Source organism: Burkholderia sp. MS455 (assembly GCF_016899445.1).
Classification (GTDB): Bacteria; Pseudomonadota; Gammaproteobacteria; order Burkholderiales; family Burkholderiaceae; genus Burkholderia; species Burkholderia pyrrocinia_C.
In genome coordinates this window covers 1,344,694-1,364,041 of sequence record NZ_CP041779.1, presented here as the reverse complement: position 1 = coordinate 1,364,041, position 19,348 = coordinate 1,344,694, and the positions used below count along the sequence as shown (strand labels likewise).

Sequence of the window (19,348 nt, the reverse complement as noted above, 5' to 3'; positions counted from 1 at the left end):
ATGGATAATCTTCTGCCCCATTACGAATACGAGATCGGTCTGCTGTTGCGTGGCGTTGCCGAATTTGCGCGACGCTATCCGAAGATTGGCGCCCGATTAGGCATCGCCAATGGCCAAGGCGATCTGCACGTCGACCGAATGATCCAGACGTTCGCGCTGCTCGCCGCCCGTGTCGACGCGAAGCTCGAGGACACCTACCCCGAGTTCACCGAATCGCTACTCGAAATGCTGTACCCGCAATACCTGCGCACCGTGCCCGCCTGCGCAATTGCCCAGTTCGATCCGACCAACCTGTTCGGTCAACTTACGGTGCCCTTCACGATGCAGCGCGGTACGTTGCTCGATGCGAATGCGGCACCGTGCCGGTTTCAAACCACCTACGATGTCACGCTGGCGCCGCTACGGATTCACTCCGCACGTTTTGCCCCGGCCACGATGGTGCCCGCGGCTGTCCGCCTGCCGGCCAACGTTTCCGCCATCCTTTCGATCACGTTCGAAAGCGCAACGCCTACCGAGACGTTCGATGGCGCGATCCCGTCTGGCGCGGTTCGTATTCACTTGGCGGGTGACCGCGCCCGCATCGCCGCGCTTGCCGACGCGCTTCAGTTGCGTGCCAGCGCGGCGTTTGTCGAGGTCGATCAAAGGGGCCGGTGGGCGGCATTATCAAAAATCCCGATCGAATCCGTTGGCTTCGGCGAGAACGAACGGCTGTTGCCGAAAGAATCGACCAGCACGTCGGACGCATTCCAAACCCTGATCGAGTCCTTCGCGTTCCCCGAGAAGTTCGATTTCGTCGACATTGACCTGGGGCGAATGCGCCGCGCTTCGCGTGCGCCGGACGCGCGACGGATTACGTTGCACCTTGCCATTCGCGACGTGCCAACGGGATCGGCTGCCGCTCAGGCACTGCACGACCTGGACGTCACGTCGTTCAAACTGTTTTGCACGCCGGTCGTCAATCTGTTCAAGCGAGACGCCACGCCCATCCAGCTGACGACCACCGATCGGGTGCACCCCGTGACGCCCGAGCCGCTGGAGACCGGCACGCCGCTCGACGTGTACTCGATCGATGCCGTTCATCTGGGTGATCGGACGCAGTCCGAACTCGAAAAGGGAGCGCCTTCCTCCGCTGCGGCTTCACGCACGACCGTGCTGCCGTACCGCGCGTTCAGCCATGGCCGGAAACCTGATCCTGTAATTGCTTACTGGACTGCGTTCCGGGATCCGGATGCAGCGGCAGGCAATGCACGTGCCCCGCTGCTGCTGTCGCTCGTCGGGCTGGAAGGTAACACCGCCCGGGTAAAGCACCCGCAAATTGACGTCGACGTCACGGCCACCAATGGAGAACTACCTTCGCGGCTACCGATCGGCGCGCCGGACAGCGACCTCGTTCATGAAGGCGCCGCGCTGGCTTGCCCCATTCGGTTGCTCACGCGGCCGACTCTGCCGAGCGCGCTTCCGCGTGGGCACGATGCGTTGTGGCGAGTCGTGGCGGGCATGTCGTTGCATCCGTTCGATCTGACGCAGACTGGCCTGAAGGCATTCAAGGATTTCTTGCGGCTGCACGCACCGCGCGCGAGCATCGTCGCTCAACGCAGCATCGACGCGATCGCCGGGCTGGACTACCAACCTGCGAGGAAGTGGATGTCGCTCGACGGTCAGTTCCCGTCGTTCGTGCGTGGTGTCGAGATCATCGTGTCGCTCGATGAAAGCATGTTGCGCGATGTCACGTTGCACCTGTTCGCACGAATGCTGGATCTGCTTTTCGCCCCATACGCACCGACGAGCAGCTATGTACAGCTCATCATCCATTCGTCGCAAACGGGACACGAACTGCACCGCTGCCCGGCGCAATCCGGAACGCGGCCGTTGATCTAGTCAATGCAGATAGCCCACCAGGATGCCGGCGCCGGCGCCCGCCTGCAAGCCAACCGTCGTGCCGCCCATCAGCAAAATCGCGGGGGCATGCGCAATCGCGATCTCGGCCAGCCACGTCATCGCCGGATTCGACAGGCCAAGGGCAAGCTGCGCCGAATTGACCCCCAGGATCATCGCCGAGCCAGCCTTGCCGTAGCCGATGCCGACGCCGCCGTCGAGGTACACCGTAGCGCCCTGAAAATCGCTTTTGGTCAACTCGGTGCCGCTGAACGCCGGCGCCATGTAGATGAGCCCCGCACTGTCGAACGATTTGAGAGAGCCGGCCCCGCCGACCTCGTGCCCGGCGATCTTGGGTATCTTGATCTCCGGCAGGGAAAATCTCGGGAGCTTGATCTTCGGGAGGCGAAGGCCGAAACCGATACCCACACCTACGCCGCCGTAGTAAAAATCGGTCTCATTTCCACCGGGGTCAGCAAGAACGATTGTCCCGCCCGACGCGACGACGAATTCAATGCTGACGCCACCCGTCGCACCCGTCTTATAGCTCCAGTTGCTTGGTCTCAGAATTGACACGGCCAATCCTCTCAGAGATTGTTATTTTTTTGACGGAAGATTCATCGCTGCGAAGAAGATGAATCCGATGCCGAAAATCGTGGCCATCAACGTCCAGTTCCACACGGCGCCGAACCGATCAATCGTGGCTGTGCGGGCGGGCGCCTCTGGCTGATACAGGACGGTGACCTTGTCACCTACCTTGGTACCAAAGATCATCCCGCCTTGCGGATAAGACACGCGTTCGCCTGTTTTCGTCACGAACTCGATCTGCGGGTGGCTGCCACCGGCGTTGAGGCTGACCACCTCGCCAGGCACGGCGACCGCAGTCTGCAGGAACTCGCGCGTCGACCATCCGATGTAAGCCGCGATCACGAGAAAAACGACCCCGATCGCAATGCCTGCAATTGCCTTGAACATGAGCCCTCTCGATTTCTGTTATTCGACATGCGGCACCCCTTCAGTTGCGGGTCTGTGCGCGATTTTAGCGCATTGCCGCACACCGGCCACCGAGGCGCTAGACGGACGGTTACCGATTTCGGATCGCGTTTAGCCGGTCCGCTACGTCCGCGCCTCGACCGTCATTTCCGGGCAGTTTCGTGCCGCCGTTTCCGACGCGTCTTGTCTGTCGTCGTGATGCTGCTGGCACTGAAAGGGTAAGCCCCGGCGAAGTCATCTTGACGGGACCGATCGTCGAGATGGTCAAGCGTCGGCTGGAATCCAGCGATGGGGCAGCAGCTGTGCGATGTCGATAGCACGGTGGGTCGGCAACCGGGTCAACACGTCTTTCAGGTAAGCCAACGGATCGTGTCCGTTCAGTTGTGCGGAGCGGATCAACGTCATGATCGCGGCTGCACGCTTGCCCGCGCGCAGCGATCCGACGAACAACCAGTTCGACCTGCCGATAGCCCATGGGCGGACCTGGTTTTCCACCCAGTTGTTGTCCGCTGGCAGATGCCCGTCGTCCAGATAGCGCGTGAGCGCCTCCCAGCGTTTCAGACTGTAATCGAGCGCCTTGGCAATCGCCGAGCCCTCGGGGACACGTTGTCGCTGCTCGAGCAGCCAGGCGTGGAGTGTGTCCGCGATCGGTCGAGCCCGTTCCTGACGCACGATACGTCTTCGGTCGGGTTCAAGTGCCACTACATCACGTTCCACTTCGTACAGCGCGCCGAAGTACCGCAGCGCCTGCGCGGCGAGCTCGCTTTGGTGCTTGACGTGCAGGTCGAAGAACTTTCGGCGGGCGTGGGCGAGGCATCCGATCTCGGTGATCCCGTTTTCGAAGCCAGCCTTGTAGCCGCCGTAGTCGTCGCACACCAGCTTGCCGCGCCATTCGCCCAGGAAGGCGCGCGCGTGTTCGCCGGCACGACTGTCGGCGAAGTCATAGATCACCGCTTTCAGATCGGTGAACTGCGTGGTGCTGTACGCCCATAGATAGGCGCGATGGGTCTTGCCTTTGCCCGGTGCGAGCCTCTGTACCGGCGTCTCGTCGGCGTGCAGCACGTGCTGCTGCAACAGTTCCTGCTGGAGCGCGTCGACCAGAGGCTGCAATCGCACGCCGCATACCCCGACCCAGGCACCGAGTGTCGATTGCGGTATCGCCAAGCCCGCACGTGCAAAGATGCGCTCCAATCGATAGAGCGGCAAGTGATCGGCGTACTTTGCCACCAGCACCCACGCGAGCAGCGCAGCAGTCGGGATGCCCTTGTCGATCACCTGCGGCGCAACCGGCGCCTGCACCAGCGTCTCACATGCTTTGCACACCCACTTGCCGCGGATATGCCGCTCGACCTTGAACACGCCGGGCGTATAGTCCAGCTTCTCGCTGACGTCCTCGCCGATGCGTACGCGCTGGCAACCACACGCGCAGGTTGTATCGTTCGGTTCGTGATGGATGTCGGTGCGGGGGAACTGCGGCGGCAGAGGTGCACGTTTCGGTTGCTGACGCGCCTGGCTGGCTCGCTTCTCCGGTTGCAGCGCTTCGAGCTCGGTTTCAATCGCCGCCAGATCCGCGTCGATCGCTTCGTCGAGCAGGCTCATTTGCTCTTTGTTGAACTGTTCGCTGCGCCTACCGAACTGCTGCCGCTTGATGATCGACAGCTCGTGCGTGAGCTGATCGATCCGCGTTTGCCGATACCGCAGCTCCCGCTCCTTCTCATCGACCTCGCGGTCCTTCTCCCTAACCTCGACGATCAACGCCGCAGCCAAGGTGCGGAGCTGTTCGGGACTGAGGGCGTCGAGGTCGGATGGCAGGTCCATGGCAACCAGTCTGCCAGACGCCAACCCGATACGGAAGCGGAACAGTTTACGTCCGGCACAGCATCATAGGACGGTGATCGCGTGGTCCGGCGTGAGCGTGCGCCACGGCAATCCCGCCACCAACGCGCGCAACTGCTCCGGATTCAGCGGCAGCGCGATCGCTTGCTCACCGTTGGTCCAGACGAATCGCCCCTTGTTCAGACGCCGTGCGGCAAGCCACACACCCAAGCCGTCGTAGACCAACACCTTCATCCGCGTCGATTGCCGGTTGGCAAACAGATATGCATGGTGCGGCCGCACCGCGCCGAACACCTTGACCACGTGCGCCAGCAACGTATCGACGCCGGCACGCATGTCGACCGGCTCCGTCGCCAGCCAGATGGTATCGATGCGAATCATCGCAGCCAGTCCTGTAACCACGTCGCACATTCGCCGGCCGCTGACACGGGCCAGCGCACCGTGACCGTCGCGGCTCCCCGATGGATTTCGATCCGGATGTCAGCGCAACCCGATGCGTTAGCCGGTGCGTCGAGTTGCAACGGAACGAATGCGGCAGGAACGCCCTTCGTTTCGACAGACTCCGCAGGCGCCCCCGACGCCTCTCGCGTAGCCGCCACCCATCGACGCAGCAGATTGGCATTCAATCGGTAGTGCAGCGCCACCGCCGCAATCGACACGTGCGGCTGCATCGCCGCGCGGATCGCCTTCTCCTTGAATTCCTTGCTATGTCGCCGACGACCCCCGGTCGGGCGAAGCTTGTCGTCAAGTGGCGTTGCCTTCGTCATCATGTACACCTGTCCATCAAAAATTTTAATGGACACGATGCTCCTTGCTTTCAATGGCCGCCTTCAAGATGACTTCGCCGGGGGCTTACACTGAAAGCAGGTACAGCTCAAGATAAAAGAGAACTCACTTGCCAAATGGCTACAAGAAACGGCTCAGGTCACGACTTCGACGCGGTTGCGCGCGAACTAGGCCTGACTCATATCGTCTGGTTGCCGGATAACGGCCGCCGTGACCTCGCCAAAAAGGATGTCCTATGCGGCGAAAATCCATAAACGTCCAGGCGGTGAGCGAGACGGCGACTGGATTCCTCGTTCTCCCTCCCCCGCGCAATCAACCTGCACAACCTCGACGCTGTGCGACGCGAAATGGCGCGCGTCTACCGGGACATGCGATTGAACCGAATTGACAGTCAGGATGGCGCGCGCTTCGTTTTCGCGCTGTCGCAGATCGCGAAGATATTCGAGATGTGCGACCTTGATCAGCGTATCGACCGTCTGGAGCAGCATACCAGGGCGTCCTGATCGGGCACGGTGGCTTTGTGCCGCCCTTATAGGATGCAGGTTTCGCTTTCGCAACCGATTCGATCATCGAATCGCACGGCGCGCAGTCGGTTCCCTGCTGCGCATCTGACGCGCTGACAGGGCCTCTCAGCGGGGGACGTGGCAGTACGCGACTCGTGAGGCGTCCAGCCCATTTCGACCTTGAAACATTTTCCTCTCGTCAAAGTGCGTTTCGTCATCTTCGAGGTGCGGTTGCAATGCCCACATCGTAAACGCAACGGGTGGCATGCGACTTGCAGCATGGCTAAGGCGCGCAGTAAGCCACAAAGATAACCATCGGGCGAACGAACGGCCGGCAAGGTGTCGCGACTTCGTTCGCGGCCGTCTCGCGCGACTGTCCAGGTACGGGGTGACCACCATGCATGACCATCAATCCTTTGTTGTGCAGAGCGCACATGCTGCCGAAAGCATTACGTCGCCACAAACTCACGACGGCAGCGGCTTCCTCATCGTGTTGCTCCTGCTTTACTTCATTCCGTCCATCATCGCGTTTCGACGGCATCACCACAACCGAACCGCGATCACGGCGCTAAACGTGCTACTCGGGTGGTCCGTGATCGGCTGGATCGCAGCGCTCGTGTGGGCACTGACGGCGGTCACCGTTCAAGCGAATGCGAACGGGCCGTGACGACGCGCGGGGCATTTAGAGTGAAATGCCCCACGCGTCTACCAAAGCAGCGGCATCGGTAGACGTCGCGTGGAGATCACTGCTCGACAGCATGTCGGCAGTTATCAAAGCTCGCCATTATCAAGGTGGGTATTCAGGGGGAAACAATGAAAATGGCGATGTATATCATGTGCGGCATCGCATGCGTTTTTGTAACCATGTTGATCGTCGTCGGGGCAACGATGTCACCAGAAAGAAGTGCAGCATATGATCAGCAAGCACGTGTTGAAGCAGCGTGCGATCAAATGATCGCCGATAGCGCATTGGGGAGTGAGCGCCGCATGACACGGCATATGTGTGACCTGATGAAGGAAAAGGCCGCTGAGGATATTCGTAAGTCCCCGTAAAGGGGGCAGTGAACGCATTGCAATCCAAAATGAAGCTTGGGAGGACAACGTACCCGTTGATCTCTACAGACCGAGCGCCTCCAGTTCCGCGTCCGTAAGGTGCGGATACTGTCGTTTGAGACGCGCTTTCAGATCGTCCAAATTATCCGGAAACGGCGCTGCCTGAGGCGGTGTTTCTGCCTGCTGCGTGTTGCGCGCTACGTCTGTTCGTTTGGCGTCGACATAGGTGCCTTAAGGGGCGTCGCCGGCCGGGCTTACTGCACAGTGCGGAGCCGATTAACCGGACATTCTTCGTCACATTGAGAGCCTATCCGGAACTTTGTGTGTGAGGCATAAACTGATGGCCAAGGAGCCACTTTATGCCACGCAAACGCAAGGAAGAAGTGACGATTGAGCCGGGCAAGGGCTTGAACCTGGACCCGGAACTGATCAAGCAACTGGTGCCCGGGACGCTGGACCGCGCAACGATCAACGAGCAGCTCGCTGCGCTCAAGAAGGCGATCTTCGAGCGCGCGCTGGGCGGCGAGTTGACGCACCACCTGGGCTACGAGAAGGGCGAAGCCAAGCCGGTAGGCCGCACGAACCATCGCAATGGCACCAGCCGCAAGCGCATCGCGACCGACGACGACCTGCTCGACGTCGAGATTCCGCGCGACCGCGAAGGCACCTTCGATCCGGTGCTGATCGCCAAGGGCGAGCGACGCTTCACCGGCTTCGACGACAAGATCATCGCGATGTACGCACGCGGCATGAGCGTGCGGGAGATTCAGGGTTTCCTGCTGGAGATGTACGGCATCGAGGTGTCGCCGGACTTCATCAGCACGGTGACCGATGCCGTGATCGACGAAGTGCGCGAATGGCAGCAGCGGCCGCTCGAGCCGATGTACCCGGTCGTGTTCTTCGACGCCTTGCGAGTCAAGATCCGCGACGAAGGCGTCGTGCGCAACAAAGCGATCTACCTGGCACTGGGCGTGCGCCGCGACGGCACACGTGACGTGCTGGGCCTCTGGATCGAGCAGACCGAGGGGGCTAAGTTCTGGCTGCGGGTGGTGAACGACCTGAAGCTGCGCGGCGTGCAGGACATCCTGATCGCCGTGGTCGATGGCCTGAAGGGCTTCCCGGAAGCGATCAACACGGTGTTCCCGGAAACGACGGTCCAGACCTGCATCGTGCATCTGATCCGGAACTCGCTGGACTTCGCCAGCTGGAAAGACAGGAAATCGGTCGCAGCGGCGCTCAAGGAGGTCTACCGGGCACCGTCGGCCGAAGCAGCCGCCGTGGCGCTGGATGCGTTCGATACGAGCCCGTGGGGTACGAAATACCCCCCGATTGCCGCACTCTGGCGCCGGGCCTGGGATCAGGTGATTCCGTTCTATGCCTTCGCGCCCGACATCCGGAAAATTGTATATACGACCAACGCGATCGAGTCGCTGCACATGCAGCTTCGGAAGATCATCAAGGCGCGCGGCCACTTCCCGTCGGACGAGGCCGCGCTCAAACTGATCTGGCTGGCCCTGCGCAACGTCGTTGCCAAGTGGACCGGCTCCCGGCACGATTGGAAGAGCGCCATGACCCAGTTTGCGCTGCTTTACCCGGAACGATTCAACATTGGAGTCTGAATCTCAACCCGCCTCACACACGAAATTCCGGATACCTCCGTCATCATCATTTTGGGGCAGGACGCGAACAATTCGAGCATAACGACGCGTGTGAGCTGCGAAGCTCCATGTGAGTTCGCAAAATCCGAGCTTATGTCTGGCGACGCCATCCTCAAGACGGAGACCCTTCGTGTCACGCCTGACTCAATTTTTGGAGCCATGTTGACCGACGCGATATCCGGCCAACTTGTCCCGTACGGTCGAAATGAGACTTCCCGGTCGATTTTATCTTCCCCTGCACCCGCGGCTACGACATCGACTACCGCAGCCAATTTCGCTTCATCCGATACACCGGCAGCGTTGCCTCAACAATCTCAAGGTGCCGATGCTTCGCTGCAGCAGACGAGCTTCGATTGCAGCAAGGCAAAGTCGATTCCCGAATATTTGATCTGCCATGATCCTGATCTCGCGGCCGCCGATCGTGACCTTGCGGTTGTCTACCGACAGGCGAAAGACGCCGTGGTCGACAAGGCGGCATTCACCGAGCGCACGCGGAAGCAATGGAACTTTAGGGAGAAGAACTGCCGTGACAAGGAATGCCTGTTGTCCTGGTACGGGTATCAGAAAAGAGTGCTGACGAAGATTGCCCAGACCGGCGACGTGAGCGTGCAGGATCAATGACGTTGAGCCGCGGTTTCGACGCAATCTCTATGCGCTGATAGCGATCTGTCGATATGTTCAGCGTCGCGAGGATCTTCGCAATGATTCTGTACAACAAGCTCGTACTCTGTCACCAATTCGCTGCAACGGAGCGAGCGTTTCGAGTATGCAACAGGTGTGTCGCTCTTCCGAGGCTCACACATGCACTGTTGAACGGTTGCCCTAATGAAGTAGCGCAATGCGGTCCTGATCTGTCCACCAACCTGACGTATGCGAAGCGTATGCGGGACTTCTTGGCGCATCAATACTTCGCTGTCGATCCCGCACGGACGTGGGACACGATTCAAAAAGACCTTGGGCGGTTGCTGAACTGCGTTGCAATTCTTCAGGCCCTGCTGCCTTGAGTGAACACTTTCTTTGGGACACACTACGGTACACAAAGGCCCTGTCAATCCGACGGGGCCTTGTCACATAAGGGATTCTGAGTGGTTACTAGGTTCTGTATCGAGACGCGATCCTGAAATCCACCGAGCGCGGCGCGTGCATTTCAAAACTTGTGTACGACATGGTCCTCGCCCCGAATTAATGAAATCAGGTTACATAGAACTCCAGTACGGAGTCGCGCGTCGAGGCAGGCAACCGCAGAAGCTTGATCAGACTGGCCCGCCCTACACGATTCGAACGTGTGACCTACGGCTTAGAAGGCCGTTGCTCGTGTAGCGCCGCGCCTTGCCGGGCGCGGCTTGTATCCAACTGAGCCCTTCCTATTCACACTGCATTCACACCGAGCGACCTCTACCCGGAGGTTGCATGGCAACGATCAGCAAGATTCCAGCCGGATGGCTCTGCCAAGTCCGTAAGCGGGGATACCCGCACCAATCCAAGACATTCGCCGTCCGCACCGACGCCGTAGCATGGGGCCAAACGACCGAAGCCGCCATGAATCGGGGACTGTTCGTCAGTACGGACGAAGCTGACCGCACCACCGTAGCCGACCTACTCGACCGATACACTCGCGATGTGTCCCCGACAAAACGCAGCGGCGGAAGCGACAAGGGCCGTGCTCATAAGGTCACGAAGCAACTCGGAGCGTACAAGCTGACCGCCCTTACCTCGTCTCATCTCGTCGGCTACCGCGACGCCCGGCTCAAGGAGGTGTCGCCGCAGACAGTCATCCACGAGCTGAACCTATTGAACCGGGCGCTCACGCTGGCGACCCGAGAATGGGGCATCGTCCTGCCTGCTGGCATCCCGAAGGTCATCAAGCCAAGGAAGCCGCAAGGCCGGGATCGGCGGCTTCACCCTGACGAGATACAGGCCATCATCGACGCTACGGAATCGCCCGACCTTCGGGACTTCATCCGGCTCGCCGTAGCAACCGGCATGCGGCGCGGCGAACTCGCGTCTCTGCGATGGGAGCACATCAATCTTGACCGACGCACCGCGCATCTACCGCTGACGAAGACGGACACGCCCCGCACCGTACCGCTGTCCAGCGTCGCTACAACCGTTCTACAGGCCCGCAAGGACGCCGGGTACACCGTACCCTTCGCCGTCACGAGCTATCGTTGAAAGTGGTGTATGCGGCGTAGGGTTGAGGCAGGAGAAGGCGGTGGCGATTGAAGGAGAATGTTGCTTCTCACGGTAACACTTCCTCAATCGAACTCCACCACCATGGCGAAACTTACGCAGGATACGAGCGGCAGTCAAACAACAGAAGCAGACATCAAGGGTACGCCCGGCCTGGACGATCTGATCCAGCAAGGGGCGCGGCGGATCATCCAGCAGGCAATCGAGGCGGAACTGGCGGCAATGCTCGAACAGTATTCGAATGTGAAGACGATCGATGGCCGGCGCGCTGTCGTGCGCAACGGGTACCTGCCAGAGCGCGAGATCGTCACGGCAGTCGGTCCGGTGCCCGTTCAGGTGCCGAAGGTCCGCGATCGTTCGGGCTCCGGCATCAAGTTCAATTCGACGATCGTGCCGCCCTATGTGCGCAAGTCGCCGCGCGTGTCATCGTCGCTGCCGTGGCTGTACCTGCGAGGAGTCTCAACCGGCGACATGGGCGACGCACTGTCCGAGCTGCTCGGCGAACAGGCTAAAGGGCTGTCAGCGAGCGTCGTGAGCCGCCTGAAGGCCGCCTGGTCAGAAGAGTACGAGAAGTGGAACAAGCGCGACCTGTCCACCTCGCGCTGGGTCTACTGGTGGGCCGACGGCATCCATACGCAAGCCCGCGCAGAGGATTCGGACGGGCAGTGCCTGCTGGTGATCATCGGCGTGAAACCGGACGGCAGCAAGGAGCGCGTGGCGCTCAACGACGGCTATCGCGAATCGAAGGAATCCTGGAAAGAGCTGCTGCTCGATCTGAAGAAACGAGGTCTGCAGGCGCCGCCGCTGCTTGCCGTCGGCGATGGCGCGATGGGGCTGTGGGCGGCGCTTGAAGAGGTGTTCCCGCAGACACGGCACCAGCGCTGCTGGTTTCACAAGATCGGCAACATACTCAACGTCATGCCCAAATCGCAGCACGGCAAGGCCAAGGTTGCGCTCGCCGAGATCTGGAATGCCGCGACAAGAGCCGACGCAATCGCCGCGTTCAACCAGTTCGTCGACACGTACGCGGCCAAGTACCCAAAGGCCGTCGAGAAGCTCACGAAAGACCGCGACGCACTGCTCGCGTTCTACGACTTCCCGGCCGAACACTGGCAGCACGTGCGGACCACGAATCCGATTGAATCGACGTTCGCGACGGTGCGCCACCGCACGAGCCGCACGCGCAACTGTCTGTCGCGCTCGACCTTCCTCGCGATGGCGTTCAAGCTGATCGAAGCGGCCGAGCAGACCTGGAGGAAGATCCGCGGCGTCGACAGGATCGAACCGCTTCTGAAGGGCATTCCCTTCAAGGACGGCACCCCGGTGATGGAAAGCACACCGGCTCCTCAAGCGCTAGCCGCCTGATCATGCCGCCCGACCCGCGTACACCAGTCTTGACGATTGCTCCGCCGTCACCGCAAACGCCCTGACACGGGCATTCTGTCGTGCCGTGCAGAGAGCGCGTGGACTGCACGAGTCCACATGTCGAGTGCTGGAACGTCCCGTCGATCCGCAGTGGCTCGTCGGCATCCGATTGCACGACCTGCGCCACGAGGCGACGAGTCGCTTCTTCGAATTGGGATTGCAGACAGTCGAGGTCGCCAGCATCACCGGCCACAAGACGCTCGCCATGTTGAAGCGATACACGCACCTCCGGGCGGAAGACCTCGCTCTTAAATTGGGCTGACACCCGCCACGAAACAGCAACACTCGGGCGGCATAGTTGCCGTTCCGAGCAAGAGCAGCATGACTGCCCGCGCCTGCAACCTCACATGGAGAACAGGCATGGGCACTATTCAATCACGCTCCCGACGCAGCGGCATACGCCTACAAGCGACAATCCGCATCAAGGGCTTCCCGACACTCTCCCGCGCGTTCGGGGACAGGACGGATGCTGAGACATGGATTGCCGACCAAGAGGATTTCATCCGCCGCCGCATCCACACGGCGAAGATGGAAACCGAGCGCCAACGAATCGCCGCCGAATGTGAAGTTCAGTACCGCACGCTGGGCGATCTGATGCGACGCTACCTCGCGACCGTTACGCCCGGCAAGCGTGCCTCCGACCAAGAAGCAATCCGCATGAATGGCCTTCTCAAGCATGCGATAGCGGACTGCCCGATCCTCAACCTCGACCGCCAACGCATAGCGGAATGGCGAGACACTCGCCTGCTGACGGTCAGCGGATCGACAGTCAGGCGGGACATGACATTGCTCGCGCACGTCATCAAGATCGGGATCGAGGAATGGTCTGCACCGCTGACACAGAATCCGTTCCGAGCAGTACGTCGTCCCGCAGAAGGACCGCCACGGGACCGACGCTTGAAGCTGGGAGAGCAAGCCGCACTACTCTCTGCGTGTGATGATGCCCGCGCTCCGTACCTGCGCCCGGTAGTTGAACTAGCCCTCGAAACAGCAATGCGGCAATCCGAGCTTGTCAGCCTCGCTTGGCAGCGCATCAGCTTGTCCGGACGCTACGCCTATCTGCCCGTGACGAAGAACGGGACAGCTCGCGGCGTGCCCCTGTCTTCGCGCGCCATCGAGATACTTGCGACTCTCAGCAGAGGCGGGAATGGTACCGGGGCAGTGTTTGCGGGCGTAACCGCTGAGGCAGTGAAGCGCGCCTTCATCCGCGCCATACGGCGCGCCGGCCTCGACAACCTCCGATTCCACGATCTGCGTCATGAGGCGACCTCGCGATTCTTCGAGCGCGGGCTGACCGTGCCGGAAGTAGCCCGCATTACCGGGCATAAGACGTGGGCTATGCTTGAACGGTACACCCACCTGCAACTTGACGACGTAGCAAGACGGCTGGACAGCCGGGCCGATCCGGCTGTAACGCCGATGACCATCGAGCAATTGACGCACGAGCTAAGGCGACTTGTAGCAAGCGCGGATAGAGTGCTACCAGAGCGCCCACACCAACCTTGAGCAGCCCGGCCGAGGGAGTCCAGCTACTTTGTGTTGGATAGCGCTGGAGGTCAGTTTGCCGTTGCGCGAAGCCGAGCCATCGCACACCCGATTGCGGCGGAGGGCAGCCCAAACTTCGGACGCTTCCGTCGCCACGTACTCCGTACGAGCATCGCTCATTCTCCAGTTCAAACTAATAGCAAGCGCGGCTCACGTCGGCCCGGCCTCGCTCGGCTGACGCCCGCGCCAACAGATGCAGAGCATGTGGGCCGCGCGGCAAGCAGCACCCTCACGGGTGCCGCCTGCCTGCTACCGCACGCTTAGTAAGCCCAGCCCCAAGCGTTCTTGCTCGAAAGCCCGATGTCCGGATTGACGTGTTCCGGCCTGTTACCGAAGGTATCCCGCATACGCTGGGCAATGACCTTCGCGTCGATGTTGATCATTTGCTGATGCCCTTGTCGATTCGTGAGGAACAAGGACATGAAGCCGTTACCAAGGTTCTCACCGGACGTTACTTGCCAATACGGGTACTCCATCGCGGCCGCTTTACTGCGTGAACTGAATGGTGTCAGCGCCATGCCTACGTCAGTAGCATCCCCGGTAATCTCTGGCTCCAGCGGTCCCGCCTGCTTCTCAATCGCCCACTTCAACGCTGCTTGATAGTTCGATTGACCCTGCCGCTGAACGGCTCCGGGGAACTGCCGGTTCACCATTTCATAGAACGGACGTGCACCGAAGGCGCGATTATTCAAAATAACTGCACCGGGCACAAGGTCCGCATTCGCCACCACTTGCGACAGCGCAGTGCTTGCCGCCCGGTCGTCGTCGTATGCGTACGCCTTCTTGTACTGCGCGATGAGCGGCGCGATGTGTTCGGCGAGCTGCCGCTTATTGCCGTCCGTCAGATTGTACGGCGTCAATTCGCCGTCACCGCCCCAAAACGGAATCATGCGCTTGAACCATCCCGGCGACGCGCTCGCAACGACGCTCCGAGCGTCCTGTACCTCCTGCGTCGTCGCAACTGCCCCCGCGCCACGGCTGATTAGATGACGCGCCGTCTTGAGCTGCAAGGGATCATCCAGCTTGTAGCCGCTGTCCAGCAATGCAATCACTTTCGGCCCCATCGAGTCGCCCATGTACGCCATCACCGCCCCTGCGCCGCCTAGCCCCCGCCGCAATGCGTCCGCGTACTGCAACGCCTGCGCCATGTCCGGCGTAAGTGGCGTGTCTCCGTTCAGCATGAGGTTCATTTGCTGGGTCAACACTTGCTTGAGCATCGGGGATTGGAGCGACGAATCGTACGCCACCGCGCTCAGCTTATCGAACAAGTTCGCCTGCACGTCCGGCTGGTTCGCGTATTCCGGGCCGCTGGCCTTCCGAAACATCGTGTCTGTTACCTGCGCCTTTGCGCCATCGGGGAGCGGCAAGCCGGTTAGCGCCGCTGGCGACGAGCTATTGATAGCCTTCCCTACAAGGTCAACCGCTTGATCGTAGTTCAACTGCTTCAACTGCGCCTTCTGGTACTGCGCCAGAATGTTGGCGTTCCCCGCGTCGAGCATCTTGTGCATCTGCGCCCGCTGCTCGTTGTCGTACATCGCGGCAGCATCACCGTTTAGCTTCCGGTTCGAATCCTCCATCGTGTCCATCGCGGCATCGAGCTTTGCATGCCCTTCTGGCGACGAGTCCATCCCTGTCGTGCCGTGTTGCAGGCTCCATCGGAGATCAGCCCGCGAGGTGAAAAGGTTCCGAGCGGCGGGATTCCTCTGCGCGTACTCCTGTTCCAGTCGAGGAATCTGCACTTCAAGGTTGTCCTTCATGTCGGTTGGCATCGATGCGTATTCCGGCATAGACCTGATCGCTCGCACCGCCTGCCAGTTCCCGTTTTGAGCGTTGCTCAGCACGGTATCCCGCAAGCCACGCTGGTACGCCTCAGTCGTCATGTTGTCGGGCTTCATCAGCAAGTTCGTGTAGTCCTCATGGGCCTGCGCCACGACATCCGGCGTCAGGTTGTTGTTCGCCTTCATGGTTTCCTGAAGCGCCTGCCCGCCCGATGCACCGAGGTTCGTAAAGCCGTTGTACGCCTGCTCCTGCGTGAACTGCATGTACTGGCCCATGTGTGCGCTCAGCATCTTCGGGAGCTGCTCGGCCAGTCCCTGCTGCACCATCGCGTCGAAGTACGGATCGCCCGAAGGTTGCACCTCTCCCATCTTGTTGACGATGTATTGCCGCACTTGATCCGGCGACTTCTCGCGGAGCTGGGGCATCGCCTGCATGAACTGCGACTGCGCGTCCTGCATAGCAGCCGCCATGTTGAACGCCTGCGCGCCCTGCGTCGTGGCGTCCGGACCGAACAGCTTCGTGTACCACGGTTGATCATTCTCGATCTCGATGAGGCTCTTGCCCTGCGCTGCTTGGGCCATGCCCTCCGCGTATTGGAGCTTCTTCTGTCTTTCGATGTACGGCTGGAGCATCCCGCCCGCCAGCTTGTTGAGCGTGTCGATGTTCTGCATGCCGCGCCGCGCAACCGTGTCTGCGAACTGCATCGCGTTGCCGCCTGCCGCAATACTGCCGCTGGACTGGCCCGCACCGGACGGGCCACCCGAGAAGCTAGTGGAACCTCCGCCGCCGAACGTGCTCTGTTGCGTGACTACGCCGCTGTCGGCACCAAGGGAGAATGAAATAGTCATTTGCAATCCTTAATTATTAAGCCGCATTAAACGCGGCGTGGTTGATCGGTAGAGCCTCTCAGGCCCGCGCTCGTGCGCGCACTCGAAATCGCGCACACTGCATGACAGCGGTTTTCAGTCGGGCAGTTTCAGCGAGACTCAGCGCACCTCAACGTTTCACTCTGCTCCGACTCCCGCGCCCGCGCAAGCAGATTAGGCCCGAATGCAAAGGCGCACTCCCGGCCATCATTGACACACGCATTGCCCGGTTCGACCTTGCGGAACTCCGCAATCACCTCCGCCAAAATCGCCTGTGTACGGGCCAGGCCAGCCGCGCTAAGCAAGACTTCCAGCGCACGGTCGTAGGCCTGCTCATTCGTCAATCGCGTATCCGGGATAGTGCTCACTGCTGTTTCCATGTTCGAATCCTCCTATTGGTGTGGTGTTCTGTTGGTAACGGATGAGCCACGCCGCGTTCGACGCAAAGTTCTACAGGATGGAGAACAGATAGGAGCTATCGTTGAAAGTGGTGTATGCGGCGTAGGGTTGAGGCAGGAGAAGGCGGTGGCGATTGAAGGAGAATGTTGCTTCTCACGGTAACACTTCCTCAATCGAACTCCACCACCATGGCGAAACTTACGCAGGATACGAGCGGCAGTCAAACAACAGAAGCAGACATCAAGGGTACGCCCGGCCTGGACGATCTGATCCAGCAAGGGGCGCGGCGGATCATCCAGCAGGCAATCGAGGCGGAACTGGCGGCAATGCTCGAACAGTATTCGAATGTGAAGACGATCGATGGCCGGCGCGCTGTCGTGCGCAACGGGTACCTGCCAGAGCGCGAGATCGTCACGGCAGTCGGTCCGGTGCCCGTTCAGGTGCCGAAGGTCCGCGATCGTTCGGGCTCCGGCATCAAGTTCAATTCGACGATCGTGCCGCCCTATGTGCGCAAGTCGCCGCGCGTGTCATCGTCGCTGCCGTGGCTGTACCTGCGAGGAGTCTCAACCGGCGACATGGGCGACGCACTGTCCGAGCTGCTCGGCGAACAGGCTAAAGGGCTGTCAGCGAGCGTCGTGAGCCGCCTGAAGGCCGCCTGGTCAGAAGAGTACGAGAAGTGGAACAAGCGCGACCTGTCCACCTCGCGCTGGGTCTACTGGTGGGCCGACGGCATCCATACGCAAGCCCGCGCAGAGGATTCGGACGGGCAGTGCCTGCTGGTGATCATCGGCGTGAAACCGGACGGCAGCAAGGAGCGCGTGGCGCTCAACGACGGCTATCGCGAATCGAAGGAATCCTGGAAAGAGCTGCTGCTCGATCTGAAGAAACGAGGTCTGCAGGCGCCGCCGCTGCTTGCCGTCGGCGATGGCGCGATGGGGCTGTGGGCGGCGCTTGAAGAGGTGTTCCCGCAGACACGGCACCAGCGCTGCTGGTTTCACAAGATCGGCAACATACTCAACGTCATGCCCAAATCGCAGCACGGCAAGGCCAAGGTTGCGCTCGCCGAGATCTGGAATGCCGCGACAAGAGCCGACGCAATCGCCGCGTTCAACCAGTTCGTCGACACGTACGCGGCCAAGTACCCAAAGGCCGTCGAGAAGCTCACGAAAGACCGCGACGCACTGCTCGCGTTCTACGACTTCCCGGCCGAACACTGGCAGCACGTGCGGACCACGAATCCGATTGAATCGACGTTCGCGACGGTGCGCCACCGCACGAGCCGCACGCGCAACTGTCTGTCGCGCTCGACCTTCCTCGCGATGGCGTTCAAGCTGATCGAAGCGGCCGAGCAGACCTGGAGGAAGATCCGCGGCGTCGACAGGATCGAACCGCTTCTGAAGGGCATTCCCTTCAAGGACGGCACCCCGGTGATGGAAAGCACACCGGCTCCTCAAGCGCTAGCCGCCTGATCATGCCGCCCGACCCGCGTACACCAGTCTTGACGATTGCTCAACAGATAGCCGCCCGTGCGCATGCCGCCGACGATCAAGGTCGGAACCGATAGCCTCGCCGCGCCCGCTCGATGTAGCGGCGATCAATCATTGGAGGCGGAGGCTTCGCCGCCTTTCGAATGACCGCGCGTGCGAAGTCTTCTACGCTGACGCCGCGCATAGCCGCACTTACCGCGAGTGAAGCGCGATTCATACCGTCCAGCCGCTCCGCCTGTTCGATTACGTCCGGCGCGGGTTCTTCCGGCTGCGCCGTCGGAACGCCCAGCGCTGCCAGCCGGCCGAGACGTTCCTGTTCCATGAAGCCCTGCTCGCCGCTCACGCTTTCACCCGCGCACGATACTTCCGCGCGGCCCAGCTCGGAAGCGAGCCCGTACATGCTTCTACTGCTTCCCGCCATACAGCTACCGCCCCTTTCGATGCTCGGGCCTCAAGGCGCTCGAAGTAGGACTGCGCCGTGCCGCTGTGCTCAAGCGGATGTTGAGGGGTCTTGCTCATACTCATCCTCCAAATGTGACGAAGCCCGCACGACGGCGGGCCTCTGGTTGCGGCAGGCGATGCCCGCTCGAAAAGTGACGCGATGAGATACCGCGTGTGTTGTCTGCTGAGGGTCATGAAATTGAATCCCTCGCGGACCGGCTGCGGCCACGACGTGACAGACAGCAGGCTTGTGGCTGGCCGCCATTGCTGGCGCTCCTCGCCTACCTTCGGTGGCTCACCTGACGGGAGCGCGCAACAGATGCAGTCTTGTGTCTGCTGAGGGTCATGAAATGGAATCGCTACCCGGCCGCGCGACCGTGTACCTGTCTGCTTAGTGCAATGAAATTGAATCCATCGTGGCCGGGCTACTGCCAAGGATTCGACAGGCATCGCGGGAGCCGTCGTAACGGGCGCTACGCGACCGAGGCGATGACGTAGGAATGTGCTGCCGG

Annotated in this window: 18 protein-coding genes and 1 pseudogene; 10 read left to right on the top strand and 9 right to left on the bottom strand. The window is 60.9% G+C overall.

Going from position 1 to position 19,348, the window contains the following annotated elements; translation table 11 throughout:
• Entirely contained in the window at nucleotides 1-1,878 is a 1,878-nt protein-coding gene (gene tssF / locus FPJ27_RS25540; RefSeq protein WP_204426134.1) for a type VI secretion system baseplate subunit TssF, read from the top strand.
• Here the strand turns inward: tssF and FPJ27_RS25535 are convergent, their stop codons facing one another.
• From FPJ27_RS25535 to FPJ27_RS25510, 6 genes are all read right to left on the bottom strand, one after another.
• Nucleotides 1,879-2,451, bottom strand: a complete 573-nt coding sequence (locus FPJ27_RS25535; RefSeq protein ID WP_072436409.1) for a hypothetical protein — start codon at nucleotides 2,449-2,451, stop codon at nucleotides 1,879-1,881.
• A 21-nt stretch (nucleotides 2,452-2,472) separates the two neighbouring features.
• Nucleotides 2,473-2,850 (bottom strand): DUF3592 domain-containing protein, encoded by a 378-nt coding sequence (locus FPJ27_RS25530; RefSeq protein WP_072435850.1) that lies wholly within the window; start codon nucleotides 2,848-2,850, stop codon nucleotides 2,473-2,475.
• A 282-nt stretch (nucleotides 2,851-3,132) separates the two neighbouring features.
• On the bottom strand, nucleotides 3,133-4,686 hold the full coding sequence (locus tag FPJ27_RS25525; protein WP_204421549.1) for an IS66 family transposase: 1,554 nt from the start codon (nucleotides 4,684-4,686) through the stop codon (nucleotides 3,133-3,135).
• Nucleotides 4,687-4,749: 63 nt separating this feature from the next.
• On the bottom strand, nucleotides 4,750-5,085 hold the full coding sequence (tnpB, locus tag FPJ27_RS25520) for an IS66 family insertion sequence element accessory protein TnpB (protein WP_204421598.1): 336 nt from the start codon (nucleotides 5,083-5,085) through the stop codon (nucleotides 4,750-4,752).
• On the bottom strand, nucleotides 5,082-5,507 hold the full coding sequence (locus FPJ27_RS25515) for a transposase (RefSeq protein WP_239483192.1): 426 nt from the start codon (nucleotides 5,505-5,507) through the stop codon (nucleotides 5,082-5,084). Before FPJ27_RS25515 ends, tnpB begins: the two co-directional genes overlap by 4 nt.
• Nucleotides 5,508-5,723: 216 nt before the next feature.
• Entirely contained in the window at nucleotides 5,724-5,978 is a 255-nt protein-coding gene (locus tag FPJ27_RS25510) for a hypothetical protein (protein ID WP_204426133.1), read from the bottom strand.
• A gap of 412 nt (nucleotides 5,979-6,390) precedes the next feature.
• On the opposite strand from FPJ27_RS25510, the gene FPJ27_RS25505 reads away from it, so the two are divergent.
• The 8 genes and pseudogenes from FPJ27_RS25505 (at nucleotide 6,391) to FPJ27_RS25465 (ending at nucleotide 13,825) form a co-directional block, all read left to right on the top strand.
• The gene (locus FPJ27_RS25505; RefSeq protein ID WP_204426132.1) at nucleotides 6,391-6,660 is read left to right on the top strand and encodes a superinfection immunity protein; all 270 of its coding nucleotides are present in this window, start codon (nucleotides 6,391-6,393) and stop codon (nucleotides 6,658-6,660) included.
• A 152-nt stretch (nucleotides 6,661-6,812) separates the two neighbouring features.
• Nucleotides 6,813-7,046 carry a hypothetical protein gene (locus FPJ27_RS25500; protein ID WP_204426131.1) on the top strand — a complete coding sequence of 78 codons (234 nt, stop codon included), beginning with the start codon at nucleotides 6,813-6,815 and terminating at the stop codon, nucleotides 7,044-7,046.
• Nucleotides 7,047-7,405: 359 nt separating this feature from the next.
• Complete coding sequence (locus tag FPJ27_RS25495) at nucleotides 7,406-8,665, top strand: IS256 family transposase (protein ID WP_204421550.1); 1,260 nt, start codon at nucleotides 7,406-7,408, stop codon at nucleotides 8,663-8,665.
• 132 nt (nucleotides 8,666-8,797) lie between these two features.
• A complete protein-coding gene (locus FPJ27_RS25490) occupies nucleotides 8,798-9,325 on the top strand; it encodes a hypothetical protein (protein WP_239483379.1) in 528 nt (175 codons plus the stop codon).
• 789 nt (nucleotides 9,326-10,114) lie between these two features.
• The gene (locus FPJ27_RS25480) at nucleotides 10,115-10,876 is read left to right on the top strand and encodes a site-specific integrase (RefSeq protein ID WP_239483378.1); all 762 of its coding nucleotides are present in this window, start codon (nucleotides 10,115-10,117) and stop codon (nucleotides 10,874-10,876) included.
• A gap of 57 nt (nucleotides 10,877-10,933) precedes the next feature.
• Entirely contained in the window at nucleotides 10,934-12,259 is a 1,326-nt protein-coding gene (locus FPJ27_RS25475) for an IS256 family transposase (RefSeq protein ID WP_239483157.1), read from the top strand.
• Nucleotides 12,260-12,302: 43 nt separating this feature from the next.
• Nucleotides 12,303-12,581 (top strand): annotated as a pseudogene (locus tag FPJ27_RS25470) (tyrosine-type recombinase/integrase); the annotation flags it as partial.
• Between the two features lie 98 nt (nucleotides 12,582-12,679).
• A complete protein-coding gene (locus FPJ27_RS25465) occupies nucleotides 12,680-13,825 on the top strand; it encodes a site-specific integrase (RefSeq protein WP_204426129.1) in 1,146 nt (381 codons plus the stop codon).
• A 299-nt stretch (nucleotides 13,826-14,124) separates the two neighbouring features.
• On the opposite strand, the gene FPJ27_RS25460 is transcribed toward FPJ27_RS25465, so the two are convergent.
• The gene (locus FPJ27_RS25460; RefSeq protein WP_239483377.1) at nucleotides 14,125-16,491 is read right to left on the bottom strand and encodes a hypothetical protein; all 2,367 of its coding nucleotides are present in this window, start codon (nucleotides 16,489-16,491) and stop codon (nucleotides 14,125-14,127) included.
• A gap of 128 nt (nucleotides 16,492-16,619) precedes the next feature.
• Nucleotides 16,620-16,889, bottom strand: a complete 270-nt coding sequence (locus FPJ27_RS25455) for a hypothetical protein (RefSeq protein ID WP_204426128.1) — start codon at nucleotides 16,887-16,889, stop codon at nucleotides 16,620-16,622.
• Nucleotides 16,890-17,051: 162 nt separating this feature from the next.
• Between FPJ27_RS25455 and FPJ27_RS25450 the strand changes: the two genes are divergently transcribed.
• Nucleotides 17,052-18,377, top strand: a complete 1,326-nt coding sequence (locus tag FPJ27_RS25450; protein ID WP_239483157.1) for an IS256 family transposase — start codon at nucleotides 17,052-17,054, stop codon at nucleotides 18,375-18,377.
• Nucleotides 18,378-18,453: 76 nt separating this feature from the next.
• Here FPJ27_RS25450 and FPJ27_RS25445 read toward each other — a convergent pair whose 3' ends face one another.
• Nucleotides 18,454-18,795 (bottom strand): hypothetical protein, encoded by a 342-nt coding sequence (locus FPJ27_RS25445; RefSeq protein WP_239483376.1) that lies wholly within the window; start codon nucleotides 18,793-18,795, stop codon nucleotides 18,454-18,456.
• Between the last annotated feature and the right edge of the window lie 553 nt (nucleotides 18,796-19,348).